Genomic DNA, 20396 nt, shown 5'->3' with positions numbered 1-20396 from the left:
ACCCGTCCAAGCCAGAACATGGACAGCACGGCAGCAGCAGCCAGCAGAAGACCGCCGCCCCACAGCCTGAACCTCCTTCTGCTCATTCCTCCGCGCCTCCCTCCTCATCTCGGCCTTGTCCTCAGCCCTCATCCCCGTCTCTATGAACCTCATCTTATCCTACCCGGCGGCTGTTGGAGAAGCCCGCCCCCGAGATTTCCGCAGGTTTGCAGGCCTCATGCACTGGTGTATGATGATGGGAAAAGGGCATGTTGACCCTATTCCATCCCGCAAGGAGGCAGGTCCGACCATGCTCAAGCCGCTCAAAATCAACTGGAAAATCGCCCTGCTCTCCTTCGGCATCGTGCTGTTCGCGCTCATAGCCGGCGGCGGCGTGGCGGTCGGAAGCATCCTCCATCTGCAGGAGGAGGAGCTCGGCAGGCGGCTGCTCGTCACCGCAAGGACGGCGGCCCGCCTTCCCGAGATCGCCGCCGGGCTGGAGGAAGAGGCCCGGCAGCCCCAGCTGCGGGAGGCCGCCGAGCGGATCGGCATCATCCATGACGCCACGTATGTGGTGGTCATGGACATGCAGCATAAGCGGCTGTCCCATCCGGTGCCGGACCGTGTCGGCACTTATTCCCGGGGTACCGACGAAGGGCCGGCCTTCGCCGAGCACAGCTATGTCTCCAAGGCGAAGGGCGAGCTCGGAACCGCGCTGCGCGCCTTTGTCCCGGTCATGGACAGCTCGCACATGCAGATCGGCACCGTGCTCGTCGGCCGCGTCCTCCCCTCTCCCGGAGAGGTTATTCTGCCCTTCGCCGGGCAGATCTCCGCCATCCTGCTGCTGTCGCTGCTGGTCGGCCTCGCCGGCTCCTGGGCGCTGGCAAGGCAGATCAAGAAGGATATGTTCAATATGGAGCCGCTGGAGATCGCCCGGCTGCTGGTGGAGCGGGACGCGACCTTTCATGCGATGCACGAGGGCGTCATCGCCATCCACAACGACGAGCGGATCGCCGTCTTCAACGAGCGGGCACGCCAGATCTTTCATATCGGCGGCGAAGTGGTCGGACGGCCTATCCGCGAGGTTCTCCCGGATACCCGGCTGCCGGAGATTCTGGAGCTGGACGCTCCGGTCTATCAGCAGGAAATCTTCATCGGCGGCCAGCATATTGTCAGCAACCGCGTGCCGATCCGCGTGCAGGGGCATACCGTCGGCGCCGTAGCCATCTTCCAGGACCGGACCGAGGTCGCCCGGATGGCGGAGGAGCTGACCGGGGTCAAGGCGTTCGTAGACACGGTCCGGGTCCAGAACCACGAGTACATGAACCGGCTGCATACGATCGGGGGGCTGATCCAGCTCGGGCAGGGCGAGCAGGCGCTCGACTATCTGTTCCGCATGTCGGGCGAGCGCGAGGAGCTGAACCGGTTTCTCGGCACCCGATTTTTCCATGACAGCCTGACCGGGCTGCTGCTCGGCAAGATCAGCCGCGGCCGGGAGCTCGGCATCGATGTGCAGATCGATCCCCACAGCCGGCTGCAGCGTTTCCCGGAGCATCTCGACCACCATGATTTCGTCGTCCTGCTCGGCAATCTGATCGAGAACGCCTTCGATTCGCTGGCGGAGGCTCCCGAGCCCAGACGCGTGCTCGTCAGCCTGGAGCAGGACGACGAGCAGCTGTCTCTGCTCGTCGAGGACAACGGCTGCGGCATGGACGAGCATGTCCGCCGCCGCATGTTCGAGCGCGGCTTCAGCACCAAGCCCGGAGACGGCCGGGGCATCGGCATGCATCTGATCGCGGGCATCGCGAAGAAGGGCGGCGGAACGATCCAGGTCGAATCCGCGCCCGATGAAGGCACATCCATGACGCTGTTCTTCCCCATGGCGGAGAAGAGGCAGCCGGAAACAGGAAGGAGCGAAAATGAAAATGGTTGACGTCATCCTGATCGAAGACGATCCCATGGTCCGCGAGGTCAACCGGCAGTTCGTCGAATCGGTGGAAGGCTTCCGTGTCGTCGGCACCGCTTCGGGCGGACTGGAAGGCATGGAGCTGATCCGAAGAATGAATCCCGACATGGTCATCCTCGACATATACATGCCCGGACTGGACGGCGTTCAGACGCTTCGCCAGCTGCGCAGCGAAGGCCATGCGGCCGGGGTCATCGTCATCAGCGCCGCCAACGACCGGGACACGATCCGCTCCATGGTGCAGGGCGGCGCGGACGACTACATCATGAAGCCGTTCAAGGCGGAGCGCGTGCGTGAAGCTCTCCTGCGCTGGCTCCAGCGCCGCGAGGAGCTTGGCTCCGGCGGAGCGCTGGATCAGGGCGAGCTCGACCGGCTTCTGCACGGCTCAGGCTCGTCGGGCCTTGCTCCTTCATCCCCTCTTTCCAAAAGCGGAGACAGCCTTCCCAAGGGACTCCAGGCGGCGACGCTGGCGCAGATTATCCGTTATCTCGGGCTGCAGCCGGAAGCCGTATCGGCCGAGAGCGTCGCCGAAAACGTCGGCATTGCCCGTGTCACCGCCAGACGGTACTTGGAGCATCTGGCCAAGAGCGGCCAGGTCACCCTCCAGCTTCAATACGGCCTCGGCAGGCCGGTCAACCTTTATTCGCTGAACAAAACTCGCTGAACAATCGTCATGCTCCCCGCAGCCAGCCCTGGCTGCGGGTTTTTGGTCTTTATGCCAGGCGGCACAGCGGCAAAGTCTCTCCCGCCGCCTTCTCTCTTCTCCTCCTCCAGGCTCCATACCCTTCATGACCATAAAGACCAAAACAACCATTATGACCGTATGCTAGCGCTTTCAAATGAAAGCGATATCATGAAGAACAGAAGCGGCGATCATGAAGCAGATTCCCCTTCGTCCGCCTTCAGCCCTATGTATCCCTGTCACAGAAAGAACCTATGAACCGAACCTTCAGATGCAAAGGATGTGCAGTCCCATGTCCATACCTGCAGGCGCTTCCACGCCTATCATTCTCCGGCTGGAGCTCAGCCGGGCTACCGCTTCGTTCGCCCAGATCGCCACGGTCATCGGGGATACCGGAGGCGATATCGTCGCGATCGACGTCACGCGGTCGGATTCCGCGTCCACCGTGCGCGACCTGACTGTCAACGTGTACGACCAGAGCCATGCCGACCGGATCGCTTCCGCCGTCGGCCAGCTTCCCGGCGTCCGCGTGCTCCAGGTGTCCGACCAGACGTTCCTGCTCCATATCGGAGGCAAGATCGAGACGACGCCGAAGACGCCGATCAAAAACCGCGACGACCTGTCCCGCGTCTACACGCCCGGAGTCGCGAGAGTATGCATGGCCATCCACGAGAAGCCGTCCCGCGCCCATACGCTGACGATCAAGCGCAATACGATCGCGGTCGTCTCCGACGGCTCCGCCGTGCTCGGCCTCGGCAACATCGGGCCGGAAGCGGCGATGCCGGTCATGGAAGGCAAAGCCGTCCTGTTCAAGCAGTTCGCCGGGGTGGATGCGTTCCCGATCTGCCTGAAAACCACGGGATACCGAGGAGATCATCGCGATCGTCAAGGCGCTCTCCCCGACCTTCGGCGGCATCAATCTGGAGGACATCTCCGCTCCCCGCTGCTTCGAGATCGAGCGGCGGCTGGCCGAGGAGCTCGATATCCCCGTCTTCCACGACGACCAGCACGGCACGGCCGTCGTGCTGCTGGCCGGCTTGCTGAACGCCGTCAAGCTCATCGGCAAGACGCTGCCGTCCTGCAAAGTCGTCGTTTGCGGCATCGGCGCTGCAGGCACCGCCTGCTCCAAAATGCTGATGGCCGCCGGCGTCGCCAACATCGTCGGCGTGGACCGCGAAGGCGCCCTTGTCCCCGGCAAGAGCTACGCCAACGAATACTGGCAATGGTATGCCGACCATACGAACCCTTACCGGCTTGAGGGCAGCCTCTCCGACGTCATTGAAGGCGCGGACATCTTCATCGGCGTCTCCGGACCCGGCGTGCTGAAGACGGACGACCTGAAGAAAATGGCCGCCGACCCGATCGTCTTCGCCATGGCGAACCCGACCCCGGAAATTCTGCCGGAGGAGGCCGAGCCTTATGTCCGCGTCATGGCGACAGGCCGCTCCGACTACCCGAACCAGATCAACAACGTGCTCTGCTTCCCGGGCATCTTCCGCGGCATCCTCGACTGCCGCGCCTCCCGCGTGACGGAGGAGATGAAGCTGGCCGCCGCCAAGGCGATCGCTTCTGTCGTGACGGACGAGGAGCTGAACGAGCAGTATATCATTCCGAGCGTATTCAACCATCAGGTCGTGGAGAAGGTGCGCGAGGCGGTCATCGAAGCCGCATACGCCTCCGGCGTCGCCCGCAAGGAGACCCCCTCCAAGCCGAAAGCTTCGGCTCCAACGCCCGGTTGAGGGAAACAGTCTGACTCCAAGCCTGACAACCGACCCGACAAGAAAGAGGGATTCCGATGAAAATCAACTTCAGAAACCTGACCGTCCAGGTGCTGACCGCCATCGTGATCGGCATCGCCATCGGGTATTTCTTCCCGAGCTTCGGCGCTTCGCTCAAGGTGCTTGCCGACATCTTCATCAAGCTGATCAAGATGGTCATCACGCCAATTGTGTTCTTCACGATCGTCATCGGCTTCGCGGGCATGGGCAGCATGAAAAAGATCGGCCGCATCGGCGGCAAAGCCCTGCTCTACTTCGAGCTCGTGACCACCTTCGCCATGGCGATCGGCATCGCCATCGCCTACCTGGTCCGTCCCGGCGACGGCATCGACACCTCCGGCGTCGGCAGCAAGGCCGACGCGGTCGCCGGCTATGCGCAGCAGGCGTCCGAAACCTCGCATGGCTTCAAGGACTTCCTGCTCGGCATCATTCCCGACAACGCGATCGCCGCGATGGCGAGCGGCCAGATGCTGCCGGTGCTCTTCTTCTCCGTCCTGTTCGGCCTCGCGCTGTCCATGCTCGGCGACAAGGGCCGTCCGGTTACGGACTTTTTTGAGAAACTGAACGAAATCTTCTTCAAGATCGTCGGCATCATCATGAAGTTCTCCCCGTACGCAGCAGGTGGAGCGATGGCCTATACGATCGGCAAGTTCGGTCTCGGCTCCCTCCTCTCGCTGGGCAAAATGATGCTCGCGACGTATATTACGATGTTCCTGTTCATCGTCGTTGTGCTCGGGCTGATCGCCCGCTACTACAAGTTCAGCATCTTCGGCCTGATCCGCCACATCAAGGACGAGATTCTGCTCGTGCTCGGCACCTCCTCCTCGGAGTCCGCCCTGCCTCGCCTCATGAACAAGATGGAATCGTACGGCTGCTCCAAGCCCGTCGTCGGCCTCGTCGTCCCGACCGGTTATTCCTTCAATCTGGACGGCACCAGCATCTACCTCTCGATGGCGGCGCTCTTCATCGCGCAGGCTTACGGCATCGAGCTGACTCTGCTCCAGATCGTGACCTTCCTCGGCGTGCTCATGCTCACCTCCAAGGGAGCGGCCGGCGTGACCGGCTCCGGCTTCATTACGCTTGCAGCGACCCTGGCCGCCCTGCCCGGCACGCCGATTCCGCTTGAAGGCATCGCGCTGCTGATCGGCGTCGACCGCTTCATGTCGGAGGCGCGCGCCATCACGAACCTGATCGGCAACTCCGTCGCTACCGTCGTCATCGCCAAGAGCGAAAACCAGTTCCAGCCTTTGACGGAGCCGAGCCTGGACGGCGGCCCTGCCTCCAGTCGCACGGCCGCTGCCGAAGCTTGACCGCTTGGCTGGACCGAATCATCATCGCATGCCAAAAGCCGCAGCCCCGAGGGGCTGCGGCTTTTTTGCAAGCTTCCGCGCACTTCAAACCATTCGCCAGACTGCGCGCTTCTGTTCATCCTCTATTCTAGGATGCCGGCGAATTTTACGGGCGGATCGGCGAACGCTTCATGGGATCGGCTTGTTTCTCTTTGAAAAGGAAGGTCAATTGGACAGATTCTGCACAGCCGGCTTGGACCTGGGCCGCGCATAAAGCGCATAGAAGGCGATGAAGGCGGCCACGGCCACGATCAAGCCCTGGATGGCGAACAGGTAACGGAGGGAAAGCTCGTTCATCAGCTGGGCCATGATCAGATAGATGCCCAGCGAGAGAATGGAGAAAACCGTATTGAAGGTGGAATGAACCCGCCCCTGATAGGCCAGCTCGGTCTCCTCCTGCGCCCGGGTGATGAAGAGGATGCCGACCTGGAAGAAGGCCCCGATCAGGAAATAAAGAAGCATCGCGATGCCAAGGCCGCCGCTGAAGCCGAACAGGAAAATCGCCAGCGCGATGCCGGCCATGCCTCCGGTCATGACCAGCCGGTTGCCCAGCGCCCGGGCAATCGGAGGCAGGAGCAGGTTGCCCGTAACCGCTCCGAGGGCGAAGCTCGCGTCGATGTAGCCGAACCCGGCCGCCCCCACCATCAGCGTATCCTTGGCGAAGGGACCGAGAAGGACGTTGATCGTGTACAGCGACATGCGGATGAAAAAGATCATGGCGTAGAAAATCAGGATTGTATGGCGCCCGCGGATATGGGTCCAGCCCTCCTTCATGTCTTCCCAATAGCTCCTGAAGCCGCCGCTGGAGGCCTGTTCGGCTCTCGTCGGACGGACGACCCCCTTGCGGATGAGCAGGATGCAGACCGCCGATACGAGGAAGCTCGCCGCATTGATGCCCATGACGGACACGGCCGACGACAGGCCGACGAGAAGCCCGCCGACGCCCGCTCCGAGAAGCACGCCCGACTGCATGGCGATGGCGTTGGTGGAGTTGGCGTACAGCAGCTTTTGCGGCGGAATGACTTCCCGGATCAATGACATGGCGGCCGGAGTGTAGATCTCATCCCCCAGCGCGACGAGGAACGTGACCAGATACAGATGCCACGGCTCCAGCATGCCCTGCCACCACAGCAGCGGGATGGCAAGCAAGGCGGCTGCCCGGAAGACATCCATCAGAACGGCGATCCATTTGCGGTCGAAGCGGTCGACGAACACCCCGATCAGAGGGGACAGGACGACGCCCGGCAACGAGGTGAATATAAGGACGTACGCCACCGAGGCCGGATTGCCGGTCAGCTGCATGGCGAGCCAGCTGGTCGCAATGAACTGCATGCCGGTTCCCAGCATGGAGATCGTATGTCCGATGAAATAGAGCAGGTACGGCCGGAACCGGAAAATCTCCCAGCGCCCTGCGGCGGATACTTCGTTCATAGCTCCAATTCCCTTCGCGTTGAATACTCCCGCACAGTTCCCCGCGGCTGTCCGGCGGCTGCGGCCGGCTTCCTGCGCCTCGCCGCCCGAAGCAGCACGCCGCACAGCTCCTCGGGAGCGTCGGCAAAATAGAAATGGCCTCCCGGCAGCGACACCAGCTCGAAGGAATCCCGGGTCCAGCCCTCCCAGCCCGCAGCGGCCTCGGCCTGGACATGGGGATCCTGCATGCCGACGACGGCCGTGATCGGCATGTCAAGCTTGGCCGGAGCGGTCCGGCGATATGCCAGCACGGCCTCGAGATCGTTCTTCATGGCGGGCAGGACGATCTCCATGACGGCCGGATCGTCGAGCAGCTTTTCATCCAAGCCTCCAAGCCGCCGGAGATAGTCCCGCACCCGCTCTTCGCTCATGGATTCATGCGAGGAGCCGGAGCGGGGCGGAGGATGCGCCGAGGCGACGAAGCCGTCGATGAAGCCGAGCCCGGAGCCGTGTCTCTGCAGCATGTCGTAGGCGATCAGCGCCCCCATGCTGTGGCCCAGCAGCAGCGCCGGCTTGTCGTCCCATCCGGAGAGAGCTTCGGCGATCCGATCCCCGTAGGCTTCGATGGTCGAGGCCATCTCTTCCCCGAAGCGGTCCTGCCGGCCCGGATATTGGACGGCGAGGCATTCCACGCCCGCTCCGCGCAGCGCCCGGCTCAGCTCCCGGTAATAGCTGGCGGAGCCGCCGGCATGAGGCAGCACGATGACGCGGCTCCGGGCGTGCTCCGGCTCGTCGAACCGGCGGAGCCAGCGGCGCCGTTCAGGGCCGTTCATTCCCGCCCGCCAGTACCGCGACGATAGCCTCCGGCTGCGGCAGGCCGGCCGAATCGGCGAGCATCTGCTCCGACGCCCGGGCTTCCCGCAGAAGACCGGGCTCCAGCTCCGCAAAGATCACCTCGGGCTCCGATTCCGACGCTTCGACAATGAGGCGCCCGTACGGATCCCAGACGGCGCTTCCTCCGCAGGCGTCCCAGACGCCGGTCTTTCCGGCGTGGTTCGCCATGACCGCGTAGACGGTGTTGTCCAGCGCCCTGGCCGGGAACCAGACCCGCGACTCCTGATAGCCCATGCCCTTGCTGAACAGCGAGCTGACCAGATAGACGTGGCAGCCCGCCTGCGCCAGGAGGCGGGAATGCTCCGGGAACCCGGCGTCGTAGCAGATGCCAAGGCCGATGGTCCAGTCTCCGATCTTCAGAAGGGTCCGCTTGTCGTCGCTCTTGAAGACCTCTTTCTCGCTGTGGAACAGATGGGCCTTATGGGAAACATGGAGATCGGCTCCGGATGGATCGATTACGATGGAAGAAATGTACAGATCGCCGCCTTCCCGGGTCGGCGCTCCGACGATGGCCGCAATGCCGTGCTCCCGGCAGGCTTGCCGGATAGGCTCGAGCCGCTCGTCGCCTCGGGCGAGGGCGTACCGCTCGGGGTCGGCGGCGATGATTTCCGGAACGTAGCCGGTCAGGTATTTTTCCGGAAAGACGACCAGCCGCGCGTCTCCGCGGGCCGCCTCTTCGATCATGGCTGCCGCCCGCCGGACGTTCTCCGGGATGTCTCCCGATACCGACGCGGCTTGGGCGACGGCTATGCGAAGCGATTGCTGCGGATAATCCTCAATACTCTTCATGATGTCATGTCCTCCTCGGTCAGATAGGTGAAATGGACTTCTCCGCTCCCGGCTGAGCCGACAGGCGGAGAGAGTCCGGCTGCCGGCTTCAGCGGGGAGCCAGCGGACGGGAAAGCCTGTCGGCCTCCTCCCGGATGAACGCAGCGACGTCGGACGGCAAGGTCCGGCAGAAATAGTGGCCGCCTGCTCCGAAGACCTTCAGCTCGAGGCCGGGCACCCAGCGGCTCCAGCGGCTCCAGCTTCCCTCGAAGTCCGCCGTGGCGGGATCGTCCTGGGCGAATACGGCGACGGCCGGCGTGCGGAGAGAAACCTCGCCTTCCCTGTCCCAGAGGGACAGCAGATAGCGGTTGGACTCGATGGAATCATGGGCGAACGAACGGACCAGATGGCGCTCGTAATCCTCGCCGAGAGTAGACAGCTCGTCCGTCCCGCTCCACTCCGCATGAAGGCCGGCGATATCGGCGAATTCCAGCCGCTCGGCATTGCCGATCGTCTCCAGAATGTCATGGGGCCGGCCGATTGTCTTTGCCGCCAGCACCAGCTTTTGCGGAGGCAGCGAGCGCTCCTCCAGCAGCCGGGCGACCTCCAGAGCGAGCGCCGTGCCGACGCAATGTCCCCAGAGAATCAGCTCCGTGCGGCCGAGCCTCGATCCGATTTCGTCCGCAGCCTTGCGGGCGAGCGTATGGAAGTCCGTCAGCGAGCCGCTGCCGGAGTGCGGATCGTGTCCGGGCAGCTCCAGGGCATAAACGGCGATGTCCGCGTCCATGGCTTCGATCGCCTTGGCGGCGGGCAGGAAGTTCAGCGCGTTGCCGCCCGCGTACGGGAAGAAGACGACGCTCCTTGCCGCCTCGGACGATCGGGTGAGGCATTGCAGCAGCTGCGCCGACGCCTCCTCCGCGCCGCCCGCGACCATGATCTCGAGCGCCAGCTCGCGCAGGATCGACTTCTGCATGATCGTTTTGAGCGGCACCTGCTTGTCCAGCAGGAGGGAAACCTTCATCGCGGACAGGGAGCTGCCCCCGATCAGGAAGAAGTCGTCGTCCATATCCAGCTCCTCCTGCGGACAGCCAAGGACGGCGGACCAGATCTCCTTGATTCTGCCGGCAGCCGCCAGATAGTCCGGCTTGCCCGCATCCTGTCCGGACTCGTCCGTCCGGGATGCGGCCTCGGCCGGCCCGTCCTGGGCGAGGCCGCTCACCTCGGCATGTCCGCCCGGCAGCCTGTCGAAACGGGCGAGCCGAAGGCCGGCTGAAGGCTCGGCATGGGCCTCCTCCGTGCGGTCGACCATGCTTTGGAGGATGTCGATGAACACCTCTCCGAACGCGGCCATGTCTTCCGCGTCGTATTCCGCGGTGTGGTAATGCAGGCTGAGCTCCACTTCGTCGGTGTAGAAATGGCGAGAATATTCGATGCGCAGCGGAAATTCCGTGATGGCGGCCGCGCGCACGTCGATAAGATCGAAGCCCGGCAGATCGCGGATGTCCTTCAGGGAATAGAAATGGGTGAAATTGAACACCGTCTCGAACAGGATGCTGCGGTTTCCTTGATCCTGCTTCACCTGGGCCATCGGATAGCGCCGGTAAGGGAGCGCGGCGGCCTCCGCGTCGTACACGGAGCGGATGAGCTCGCGCCAGCTGCCGCCCTCGTCCAGCACGACCCGGAACGGCATCGTGTTCAGGAACACGCCCAGCGCGTCCTCCGCTCCCAGCCGCTCGGGACGGCCGCCGATCTCGTAGCCCGTGAACACGTCGTTGGTCCGCGTCAGCAAGGACTGGAACTTGATATGGGAGGCCAGCAGAATGTCCTTGACCGGCACCATGAGCTCCGCGGCCAGCCGCACAAGCTTGCCGGACAGCCCCTCGGGCAGCTTCACGTCGTGGAAGACGACCTCGTTGCCGCGGCCGGGCCGGGACGGCCTCGCCCGCGGAATGAGACCGCTCGGAGCCCCGTCCAGCTGCTCCCGCCAGAACTTGCGGTGAGCCTCGGACTGGATCGCCCCGCTGCTCCAGGTAGATGAAGTAGCGGTTGTGGTCGTTGCCGCTGATCCGGACGCTGCGCCTGCTTGCGCCGTTTTTCAGGTCGAAGTAAGTCTGGAACAGGTAGGCGTGGACCTTGTTCATGCTCCAGCCGTCCAGGGCGGAATTGTGCTGGCTGATGCTGTAGCGGTACAAATCGTCGCTCAGGATGTGGATATGAAGCTGGACGAGTCCCGGAGACTCCCACTGGAACGAGCGGTGCTGCTCCTTCCAGAACCAGTCCTCGTACCAGCGCTCCTGCTCCTCCCGGGTGCGGAGCCGCTCAGGTCGTAGACGTTCAGCGGCAGGCGGTCCGGGCTCTCGTGGACGAGCTGCATATAGCGGGAGAAGTCCCGCAGATTGTAGCTGGTCCGGAAAATGGGCTGTTCCGCCACAAGGCGGCGGACCGCCTCGCGGAACACCGGAACGTCGATCTTTCCGGAAATCAGGTACGAGACGATGTCGTGGTAGTTGTTGTCCCCCTGCATGACGATGCTCTGGTACACGAGTCCCGCCTGCAGCATCGACATCGGATAAGCGTCCTCGATGCCTGCCGGCATGCGGCTGCGGTCCTCCGCCGACACAAGGCCGAATGGACCGACCTCCTGCTCCAGCTCCTCGCCGTCTCCCCCTTCGTCTGCGCTTTCCAGCAGCCCGCGGATCGTCGGGTTTTTGAACAGCTGCTGGAACGTGATCTTCCGCCCCCGCTCGTTGGCCAGCGCCAGCACGGTGACGAAGTTGATGGAGTTGCCGCCAAGGGCGAAGAAGTTGTCCGTCACGCCGATGCCTTGAACGCCCAGCACGCTCTCCCAGATGCCCGCCATCCGAAGCTCTTCCTCGGTTGTCGGGGGAATGCGGCCAAGGCTCGGCTCGTCCTGCGCGGCCGCGCAGGRCGAGCAGCGCGGCCCGGTCGGCTTTGCCGTTGGGCGTGAGCGGGATGGCGTCCACGACGACGATTTCTTCCGGAATCATGTATTTGGGCAAGAGGGCGGCGAGGCCCTCGTTCAGCTCCCGCGCCTCGACCGGCGGACCGGACGGCAGGACGAATCCGTACAGATGCAGCTGGCCGTCCCCCTCGACATGTCCGAGGACAAGAGCATCGCTCACCCCGGGCAGGCTCGTCATAGCCGCCTCGATCTCTCCCAGCTCGATGCGGAAGCCCCGCACCTTGACCTGCCGATCGTTGCGGCCCAGATAGTCGATGGAGCCGTCCGCCCTCAGCCGGGCGAGGTCGCCCGTCATGTAGACGCGCTCCTCGCCGAGCCGCGGCATCGCCACGAACCTCTCCGCCGTCCGCTCGGGGTCGCGGATGTAGCCCTCCGCTACGCCGACGCCGGCGATGCACAGCTCGCCCACCATGCCAACGGGCCGCTGCCGCCCCAGCTCGTCCACGACGTACAGCCGGAGGTTGTCGATCGGCCGGCCGATCGGCACCGGATGGTCTCCCGGCTGCGTGAGATGGTAGCTGACGTCGACCGTAGCCTCCGTCGGCCCGTACAGATTGATCAGCTCCGCCTGTCCTCCCAGCAGCTCGTGGAACTTGCCCACATGGTGAGGACTGAGCGCCTCTCCGCTGCAGAAGACGCGGCGCAGCGACCTCAGCCTCGGCAGGCTTCCCGTGCTGCCGGCGTAATCCAGGAACGCGTTCAGCATGGAGGGAACGAAGTGCAGGGTCGTCGCCGAGCTGCGCTCGATCGCCTCCAGGATCGCCTCGGGATTGGCCTCCTCGTTCGGGGGCAGGAGCGCCACCGAGCAGCCGGCGATCAGCCACCAGAACAGCTCCCACACCGAGACGTCGAAGGTCGCGGGCGTCTTGTGGAGAATGACGTCGTCCGGGCCGAGCGGATACGCTTTCTGCATCCATTCGATGCGGTTGACGGCGCTGCCGTGGCTCACGCTGACGCCCTTGGGCATGCCGGTCGAGCCGGAGGTGAAAATGACGTAGGCCAGCGACCGGGGAGACGCCGCCGGCCCGCCGGAAACCGCCGCGCCGGAAGCCGGCAGGGAATCCAGCGGAAGGACGCTCATACCTTCCGGAACGAGGCCGGCGTACTTCGCGGAGCTGAGCACGAGCCGGGCTCCGCTCTGGCTCAGGATGCGGGCATTCCTTTCCTCCGGAGCCCTCGGGTCCAGCGGAAGATAGGCGCGTCCGGCCCGCAGAATGCCCAGAACGCCGACGAGGAACTCCGGCGACCGGTCGGCCAGGATCGCGACAATCTCATCGGAGCCGTCCGCCGCTTCGAGGACGAGGGCGGCTGCTTGCTCCGAGAGGCGCTCCGCCTCCGCATAGGTCAGCGCTCCGTCCGGGCCGAGGATGGCGGGACGATTTCCCCGCGCCTCGAAGGACAGCCGGAACAGATCCGTCAGCGCGGCGTCATCCGAATACGGCTGCGCCGTGGCATTCATGCAGTCGCTGACGGAGCGGTCCCAAGAGGTGGACAGCTCCAGCCGCAGCAGGCTCTGCTCCGGGGTGCGCGCAGCTCCTTCCAGCAGCAGAATCAGCCGGCCCGGCAGGCTGCGGACCGTGTCCTCCATGTAGCGGGAAGCATCGGCCGAGACCGTCAGCAGGCCATCCGCTTCCCCTTCCCCGGATGCGTATGTGACGGCCAGAGGAGCAGCCGGCTCGGAAAGCCCCTCTCCGCCGGCGAATACCTCGATGGAAGCGGCCGGCATCAGCAGGTCGACGGGATAGTCCGCATGCTCCTCCATCCTCTCTCCGGCCTCCCGCACCAGCCGGAACAATTCTCGGAACGTCATTCCCTCCGAGGCCCTCACCCGCAGCGGCAGGCTTGGACGCTCCCCATCCGGCGAATAATGCAGCAGGAGGTCCTCGGCCACGCCGTTATAGGCCGAATACACTAGAGCGATGACGGCGGAAGCCAGCATTTCGCCGCGCTCGCCGCCGGACGCGCCGCATGCTTCGGCGGCTTTGGCCAGCAGCTCCGACGGCAGGACGGCCGAAGCGCTGCAGCGCTCCCCGGACGGCTGTGCCGAGCCGTGGAAGTCAGCCGGATAGACGCTCGGGATGGCCTCGGCCAGCTCCCGGGTCCAAAACTCCGTCGAGCGAGGCATGGCGGCCGCCAGCATTTTTTTCTGGCCGATCGTTCGTTTCGTTTTCATCATCAGAGCCCCATTCCCGTTTGATCTTCAAGCCATTTGCTTCTGAAGGCAGGCCGCGACCAGATCGGGCATGCTCTCCGTGCCGAAAGCGTACGGATGCGTCAGCAGATCCAGCATGAAGGCGAACAAGCCGCTCAGGCTGGACATCGTGGCCGGCTCGAACAGATCCGACATGTACTCCCACTCCGCCTCCATCTGCTCCGCTCCGTCGTAGATTTGCAAATTCAAGGGAAACATTCCTTCCGGCGGGGCTGCGGGCCGGAGGCTTGCCTGTCGGCCGAGCCATTCCGCCTGCATGTCCGCCGCGTTGTGGTAAGCGATCAAAGTCTCGGTCACCGCTCCGCCGGCGCCTCCAGGCTGGAGCAGTCCGCGGATTTCGTCGATCGGGACGTTTCCAAGCGGCCGCGAGCGGCGCAGCCGGGCGATAAATCCCTCCCTGTAAGCGTCCACCGATTGTCCCGCCGTCAATTTGGAGCGGACCCACAGCGTTTGGGTCAGCATCGCCGCGACCTTCTCTCCCTCCGGAATGGCGTAGTCGCGGACCGGAGTCGCAAAGACGACATCCTGGCCGGAGGTGACGGCATGCAGCGTGGCCGCGTACACCGTGAGCAGACTCTCGAACACCGTCGTTCTTCCGCTCTGCGCCCATGCCCTCAAGGCCGCCGTGCGTTCCTCGCCGATCCGGAATCGGTGCATGCGGCTGGCCATGGAATGGCCGGCGGCGTCCATCCGGTCGATCGGAAGCTCCGGCATGCCCCGGAACGAGGCAAGCTCCTCCCTCCAGAACGCCAGCGAGGCGGCGCGGCCGGACTCGCAGGCGGCCTCGGAGGCGAGAACGGCGGAGGCGAATTGCCCCCGGACGTCCTCCAGCGGCTGTCCGGAATAGAGCCGGTCCACGTCGCGGACAATGATGCCCAGCGAGTGCCCGTCCACGGCGATGTGATGGAAATCCATGAACAGCCAGGCCCGTCCGCCCTCCTCCAGGAAGGCGAACCGGAACGGCGGCTCGGCGGCCAGATCGAAGGGACGGATCAGCTTGCCGAGATCGGGCTTGCCCTGGAGCCGTTGGATGCGGAACTCCTCCCGCACTTGAACTCTCTGGAGCATGTTCCCTCCGGACATGGAGTACCGCGTTCTCAGCGCATCATGGCGCAGAACGGCCTGATGCAGCGCCTCCTCCAAGCGGGGGAGCGGGATGCCGGAGTCCAGCTCGAGAAGCAGGGGCACGTTGTACCGGACGGAGCCCGGATGGAGCTGGAAATCGATGAACAGCGGCTTCTGCTCGTTCAGCAAAGGCAGCCGCCTTTCTTCGCGCGCACCTTCCGCGAGGGACAGCTCCGGCGACGGCCCGGCAGACAGCTCCGCTGACGGCACGGCGGGCGTCCCGACAAACGGCTCCGCTGACGGCACGGCGGGTTTGCCCCCATCCACTAGACCCATCAGAGCGCCAAGGGTCGGGTGAGCGAGAATGTCGGCCGCGCTCAGCTTCGTCCCCAGCTTGGCATGGATATCCCGCGCCAGATATACCGCCGTCAGGGAGTCGATGCCCAGCTCGAAGAAGGAGACATCCGGGCCGCTCAGCCGGAAGCCCGTCCGCTTGCGGATGATTGCCGCCAGCGTATCGTAGGCGCTGTGGTCCGAAGCAGGCTCGGCGACGGCGGAGCCGTCCTCCGCCGGCTGGGCGCGCTCTGCGGCGAACAGCTCCGCGATCGCCTTGGAATCCGTTTTGCCGTTTTTGTTGAGCGGCAGCTCGTCCACAAGGACGATTCTCGACAGAACGAGATGGGACGGCGCAAGCTCGCCGAACAGGCGGCGAAGCTCCTCCCGGCCGGCGGAAACCCCGCGGCGGAGAGTCGCGCAGCAGCATAGCTCCTTGAGTCCGGCTCCGTTCTCGATCACGCCGGCGACGGCGGATTCCACGATGCCGACCGAGCGGAGAATGGACTCCACCGCCGCCAGCTCGATGCGGTAGCCTCGTATTTTCACCTGCCGGTCCTTGCGCCCCCAATAATGGTACAGCCCCTCGGCATCCCGGCTCGCCCGGTCGCCGGACCGGTAGATTCTGCCGGCTCCGAATGGGTTGGCCAGAAAAGCCTCGGCGGTCGCCTCCGGACGGTTCACATAACCCGCCGCCACTCCGCGTCCGCCGATATGCAGCTCCCCGATCTCTCCGGGCGGCACCGGCTGCCCGTTCTCGTCCAGGATGTAGAAATCGACGTTGCCGATCGGCCTTCCCAGCGGAATCGGGTCCTCTGCGAGCCCTCTCCCGATGGGGTAGACCGCCGAGAACGTCGTGCATTCCGTCGGCCCGTAGCCGTTAAGCACCTGGAGCTCCGGGCAGGCCTCCTGGACCTTGCGCACGGAGGCGGGATGCACGACGTCTCCGCCCACGATCAGGTCGCGGATGCCCCGGAACAGCTCCGGCTTCTGCTCGGCGGCGATCGAAAAGAGCGGAGAAGTCAGCCACATCGTCGTAATGCCGTGCTTCCGGACCGCCCGCTCCAGATAATCGAAGTCCGTCAGCCCTTGCCGGGCCGGAACGATCAGCGTTCCCCCGTTCAGCAGGGCGCCCCAGATCTCGAAGGTGGAGGCGTCGAACGTCGGCGCTCCGGTCTGCAGGATGCGCGTATCGGCGCCAAGCTCCACGAAGCCTCCTTCCAGGACGAGGTTCAAGATATTGTCATGCGTGACCCCGACGCCCTTGGGCATGCCGGTCGTGCCGGAAGTGAACAGGATGTAGGCCAGGCTGTCCGGCGAGGCTCCCCCGGATGTTTCCGCTCCTGGCAGTTCCGCTCCTGATGGTTCCTCGCCTGATGATTCCGTTCCTGAAAATACCGTCGCGGATGCCTGTTCCCGAAGCTGTCCGATGGCAAGGACCGGAAGCCCGCCCAAGGATACGTCCCGCCGGGCGATGACCAGCTCCGCCCCGGCGTCCGCCGCCAGCCGCTCGAGATGCGGCTCCGGATCGTCCTCGGACAGCGGAACATAACAGGCGCCCAGCTTGACGGCCGCGAGCATGGCGAGCGCCATGTCGATGCTTTTGCCGAGCAGCAGTCCTACCCGGCTGCCGGCCGACAGGCCCCGCCCGGCCAGCTCAGAGGCCAGCTTGCCGGCTTCGGCCTGCAGCTCGCAGTAGGTCATGAAGGCGCCTCCGTCCTCCTCGACCGCCGTATGCCGGGGATAGGCCTCGGCCATTTCATCGAAGCGCCGTCCCAGCGTCGTTGCGACACCTTTATCCTGCATCGGTTGTCCGTCCTCCCGTTGCGATCGCTTTCGGCGCCAGCTTGGACTTCAGAGCGCGGATATCGCTCGAAAACGACTCGTAGTCCAGAGCGGCTCCGTACACGATGCCCATATTGCTTTGAGTGCCGAGCCGGTAGTCGATCGTCTGCCCCGTCTCCTTCGTAATCTCCAGATGCAGGACGCCGTCCATATTCTCGGCCTCCTCGATTCCGGCCATGCCGCCGAAGAGGAAGCTCTCCCCCGCCGGCGCCGCCAGAAACAGCTGGTAGACGATCTCCTCCGGCGCCTCGGGCTCCAATTCGGCAGGCTGCCCGAGCGACAGCTGCAGAGCCGCACGGACGAGGTCGGCGCCCATCGCCCGCTTGACGATTTCAGGCACATAACCGCCCAGGCGCCCGTTGACCTCGATGATTTTGGGCCCTTCCGCCGTCAGCTTGATTTCCGTATGGGTAACGCCGTCGGCGACCCCAAGCGCCCGGATCGCCTCGGCTTCGAGATCGAGAATCCGCCGCTCCAGCTCCCGGGAAAAGGGATGCGGAACGAACATGCCCGTCTCGGCGAAATGCTCGGTCAGCGGCAGCTTGGCCGTCACGCATACCTGACGCGACTCTCCGCCGCGATGAAGAGATTCTACGGAGACATAATCCCCGTAGAACCGTCCCTGGAAGGCCGGGTCGCCCGCCAAGTATTCCTCCAGCACATATTCACAGCCTGAAGGGCCGGCCTCCAGCGCCTCCTGCAGCTCTTTCAGGGAGGTTACCTTCCCGGTCCATTTGCTGCCGGCTCCCGTCCTCGGCTTGAGCACGGCGGGAAAACCGACCTGCCCGGCAGCCGCCTCCGCATTCCGGCGATCGACGGCGGCATGGCGGACCGACTGGACGCCGGCCCGGAACATCAGCGTCCGCTGCCGGTGCTTGTCCGTCAGCGCGGAGAGCGTGGCCGCGGAGTGGACGATCAGTCCCAGAGCCTCTCCGAAACGGGTCGCGGCCGGCAGCTGCAGCTCGCTGAACGTGACGAGGCCTGCCGCCCCTTCCCGGCGCAGCAGGGCGATCACCTCTCCATCGGAGAGCCTCGACCGGTCCGCGGCGGCCGCGTGGCCGGAGAGCAGGTTGAGCTGCGCCCTTTCTTTTCCGCTGCAGTCCTCATGCAGGAATAGAAGCCGGCAGATTCCGATGGATGCCGCTTTTATCGTCAGGGGGGAGGCCGAGCCTTCCCCGTGCAGCACCGCTACAAGCGGCAGATTCGATGTCATGGCAGCCCCCTAGACGAGTATTTTTTTGGACATGAATTCTTGCAAGGCGCGCGGCGAGGAATGAATATATAAGTCCCGCAAAGTCAGCGTGGAGTCGATATCCTTCTTGAGCGCGGACAGCAGCTCGACCGCCAGCAGCGAATTGCCTCCGGATTCGAAGAAAAGGTCGTCGGGACCGACGGCATGCCCGAGCACGCGGCTCCAGATGGAGAGATAGGCATCGCCGCCGTGCCCGGCCGCCTCGGCCGCTGCCGGCGAAGCTTCCTGCTCGTCCGGCTGGCGAAGTCCCGCCAGCAGCGCTTTGTGATCCGCCTTGCCATTGATGGTGAGCGGAATGCCGTTCACCCGGATCAGCCGGGCCGGCAGCATATACTCCGGCAGCCTGGACTTGAGCTCCGCGCGGATCCGATCGGCCTGGACCTGCTCGGACGCCTCGAAGAAAGCCAGAATCTGCTTGTGGGAAGCCTCGCCGCCTTCCCCGTCATGCACCAGCACAGCCGCGTTGCGGACCTGCGGCAGCTTCTCGATGACGGCGCGGATCTCGTCCAGCTCGATCCGGAAGCCCCGGATCTTGACCTGGCTGTCCATTCGGCCCAGGTAGTCGACGCTGCCGTCCGGCCTCATCCGGCCGAGATCGCCGCTGCGGTACCAGCGCCGGCCGCTTTCGTCCGTGACGAACCGCTGCCGCGTCAGCTCTTCCCGGTTCAGGTAGCCGCTGGAGACGCCGGCGCCTCCGACCCAGATTTCGCCTTCCATTCCGTACCGGCAAGGCAAGCCGTCCGGCTCCCGGATGGATATCTCCCATCCCTGCAGCGGCACTCCGACCGACTTGGACAGGCTGCCGGGATCCTTCTGGAGAACCGTCCGCCACGTGACATGGACGGTCGTTTCGGTGATGCCGTACATGTTCACCAGCCGGCAGCGGCCGGCCGGATAGCGCTCTTGCCAAGCCGACAGCTTGCGGGCATCCAGCGCCTCGCCGCCGAACACGACGAGCCGGACGGAAGCCAGCCTCGCCTGCTTCTGCTCGCCGTCCGCCTGGACCAGCGCATAAAAGGCCGACGGCGTCTGGTTCAGCACGGTGACGCCCTTGGCCGCCAGCAGGTCGCAGAATTCGTACGGAGACTTCGCGAGCGGCCGCGGCACGACGACGAGATGGCCTCCGGTGAGCAGGCATCCCCACATTTCCCAGACCGAGAAATCGAAGGAGGCGGAATGGAACATCGTCCAGACATCCTTTTCGCTCAGCTTGAACTCGCCTTCGGTGGCCTCGATCAGCGAGACGATGTTCGCCGATGGCACGAGCACCCCTTTGGGCTGGCCGGAAGTCCCGGACGTGTAGATGACGTAAGCCTCCTTCGGCGCCTCGGCGGGCAAGGCGGCGCCCTCCAGCGCCTCCGCGCCTGCGGGTGAAGCCAGCTCCTGCGGAGACAGCCGCCGGACAGGCCGCTCCGAATGAGTCTCCTCCGAGCGCGTGACGATGAAGCCTGCCCCTGAATCCTCGATGACAAAACGGATCCGCTCCGCCGGATAGCCGGGGTCAACCGGAATATAGGTCCCGCCCGCCTTGACGACCGCGACGAGGATGACGACCAGCTCTGCCGTCTGGTCGAGCGATACGATGACTTTAGTTCCCTCCTTTACTCCGTATGAGATGAGCTTTCGGGCCATGAGATCGCTTCGGCGATCCAGATCGGTGTACGTGATTCCTCCTTCCTGGTCGGATACGGCCGGACGGTCCGGCCAGGCGTTAGCGACGGAACGGATTCGGGCCAGCAGCTCTCCCGGCTGCCCCCGGCGTCCCCCGCAGGGCCGGGAAMCRRRSMTCTGTCATTATAACACAATCGAAGCAAGCCTTCCTGCAAAATAATCTTTATCATGTAAAATATTTTTTGATTTTGCCGCTCTTTGCGGCAATG

At 64.4% G+C, this 20396-nt stretch carries 12 protein-coding genes and 2 pseudogenes; 5 read left to right on the top strand and 9 right to left on the bottom strand.

The features are described 5' to 3' along the window. The first annotated feature begins 289 nt into the window (after positions 1-289). The 4 genes and pseudogenes from BN871_RS24775 (at position 290) to BN871_RS24760 (ending at position 5715) form a co-directional block, all read left to right on the top strand. Positions 290-1912, top strand: a complete 1623-nt coding sequence (locus tag BN871_RS24775) for a sensor histidine kinase (RefSeq protein ID WP_048749692.1) — start codon at positions 290-292, stop codon at positions 1910-1912. Continuing rightward, a complete protein-coding gene (locus BN871_RS24770; protein WP_048749694.1) occupies positions 1905-2609 on the top strand; it encodes a response regulator in 705 nt (234 codons plus the stop codon). The genes BN871_RS24775 and BN871_RS24770 overlap by 8 nt, the downstream gene beginning before the upstream one ends. Before the next feature lie 310 nt (positions 2610-2919). Beyond that, positions 2920-4366 (top strand): annotated as a pseudogene (locus BN871_RS24765) (NAD-dependent malic enzyme). Positions 4367-4422: 56 nt separating this feature from the next. Then, complete coding sequence (locus BN871_RS24760; RefSeq protein ID WP_048749690.1) at positions 4423-5715, top strand: dicarboxylate/amino acid:cation symporter; 1293 nt, start codon at positions 4423-4425, stop codon at positions 5713-5715. Positions 5716-5919: 204 nt separating this feature from the next. Here BN871_RS24760 and BN871_RS24755 read toward each other — a convergent pair whose 3' ends face one another. The 6 genes and pseudogenes from BN871_RS24755 to BN871_RS30380 all read right to left on the bottom strand — a co-directional run. Then, positions 5920-7185, bottom strand: a complete 1266-nt coding sequence (locus BN871_RS24755; protein ID WP_048749688.1) for an MFS transporter — start codon at positions 7183-7185, stop codon at positions 5920-5922. Continuing rightward, positions 7182-7997, bottom strand: a complete 816-nt coding sequence (locus tag BN871_RS24750) for a thioesterase II family protein (protein ID WP_048749687.1) — start codon at positions 7995-7997, stop codon at positions 7182-7184. The genes BN871_RS24755 and BN871_RS24750 overlap by 4 nt, the downstream gene beginning before the upstream one ends. Next, positions 7984-8847 carry a carbon-nitrogen hydrolase family protein gene (locus BN871_RS24745; protein ID WP_048749685.1) on the bottom strand — a complete coding sequence of 288 codons (864 nt, stop codon included), beginning with the start codon at positions 8845-8847 and terminating at the stop codon, positions 7984-7986. The genes BN871_RS24750 and BN871_RS24745 overlap by 14 nt, the downstream gene beginning before the upstream one ends. An 88-nt stretch (positions 8848-8935) precedes the next feature. Then, a complete protein-coding gene (locus tag BN871_RS24740; protein WP_269745457.1) occupies positions 8936-10840 on the bottom strand; it encodes an alpha/beta fold hydrolase in 1905 nt (634 codons plus the stop codon). A 186-nt stretch (positions 10841-11026) separates the two neighbouring features. Next, positions 11027-11686: a phosphopantetheine-binding protein gene (locus BN871_RS24735; protein WP_048749681.1), complete on the bottom strand. Its 660-nt coding sequence runs from the start codon at positions 11684-11686 to the stop codon at positions 11027-11029. A 103-nt stretch (positions 11687-11789) separates the two neighbouring features. Next, positions 11790-13268, bottom strand: a pseudogene (locus BN871_RS30380) (amino acid adenylation domain-containing protein); the annotation flags it as partial. Here BN871_RS30380 and BN871_RS29480 point away from each other — a divergent pair. After that, positions 13177-13401 (top strand): hypothetical protein, encoded by a 225-nt coding sequence (locus tag BN871_RS29480; protein WP_232313325.1) that lies wholly within the window; start codon positions 13177-13179, stop codon positions 13399-13401. The pseudogene BN871_RS30380 and the gene BN871_RS29480 overlap by 92 nt on opposite strands. Positions 13402-14009: 608 nt before the next feature. Here the strand turns inward: BN871_RS29480 and BN871_RS24725 are convergent. The 3 genes from BN871_RS24725 to BN871_RS24715 are packed head-to-tail and all read right to left on the bottom strand — an operon-like array spanning position 14010 to position 20244. Next, on the bottom strand, positions 14010-17225 hold the full coding sequence (locus BN871_RS24725; RefSeq protein WP_048749678.1) for a non-ribosomal peptide synthetase: 3216 nt from the start codon (positions 17223-17225) through the stop codon (positions 14010-14012). Then, complete coding sequence (locus BN871_RS24720) at positions 17215-18477, bottom strand: acetyl-CoA carboxylase biotin carboxylase subunit family protein (protein ID WP_021881304.1); 1263 nt, start codon at positions 18475-18477, stop codon at positions 17215-17217. Before BN871_RS24720 ends, BN871_RS24725 begins: the two co-directional genes overlap by 11 nt. Positions 18478-18486: 9 nt before the next feature. Continuing rightward, entirely contained in the window at positions 18487-20244 is a 1758-nt protein-coding gene (locus BN871_RS24715; protein WP_269745456.1) for an amino acid adenylation domain-containing protein, read from the bottom strand. Positions 20245-20396 lie beyond the last annotated feature (152 nt).

Origin of the sequence: Paenibacillus sp. P22, assembly GCF_000469945.2 — a bacterium.
In the GTDB taxonomy this organism is placed as follows: domain Bacteria; phylum Bacillota; class Bacilli; order Paenibacillales; family Paenibacillaceae; genus Paenibacillus_O; species Paenibacillus_O humicus.
This window is presented reverse-complemented; position numbering and strand designations above follow the sequence as displayed.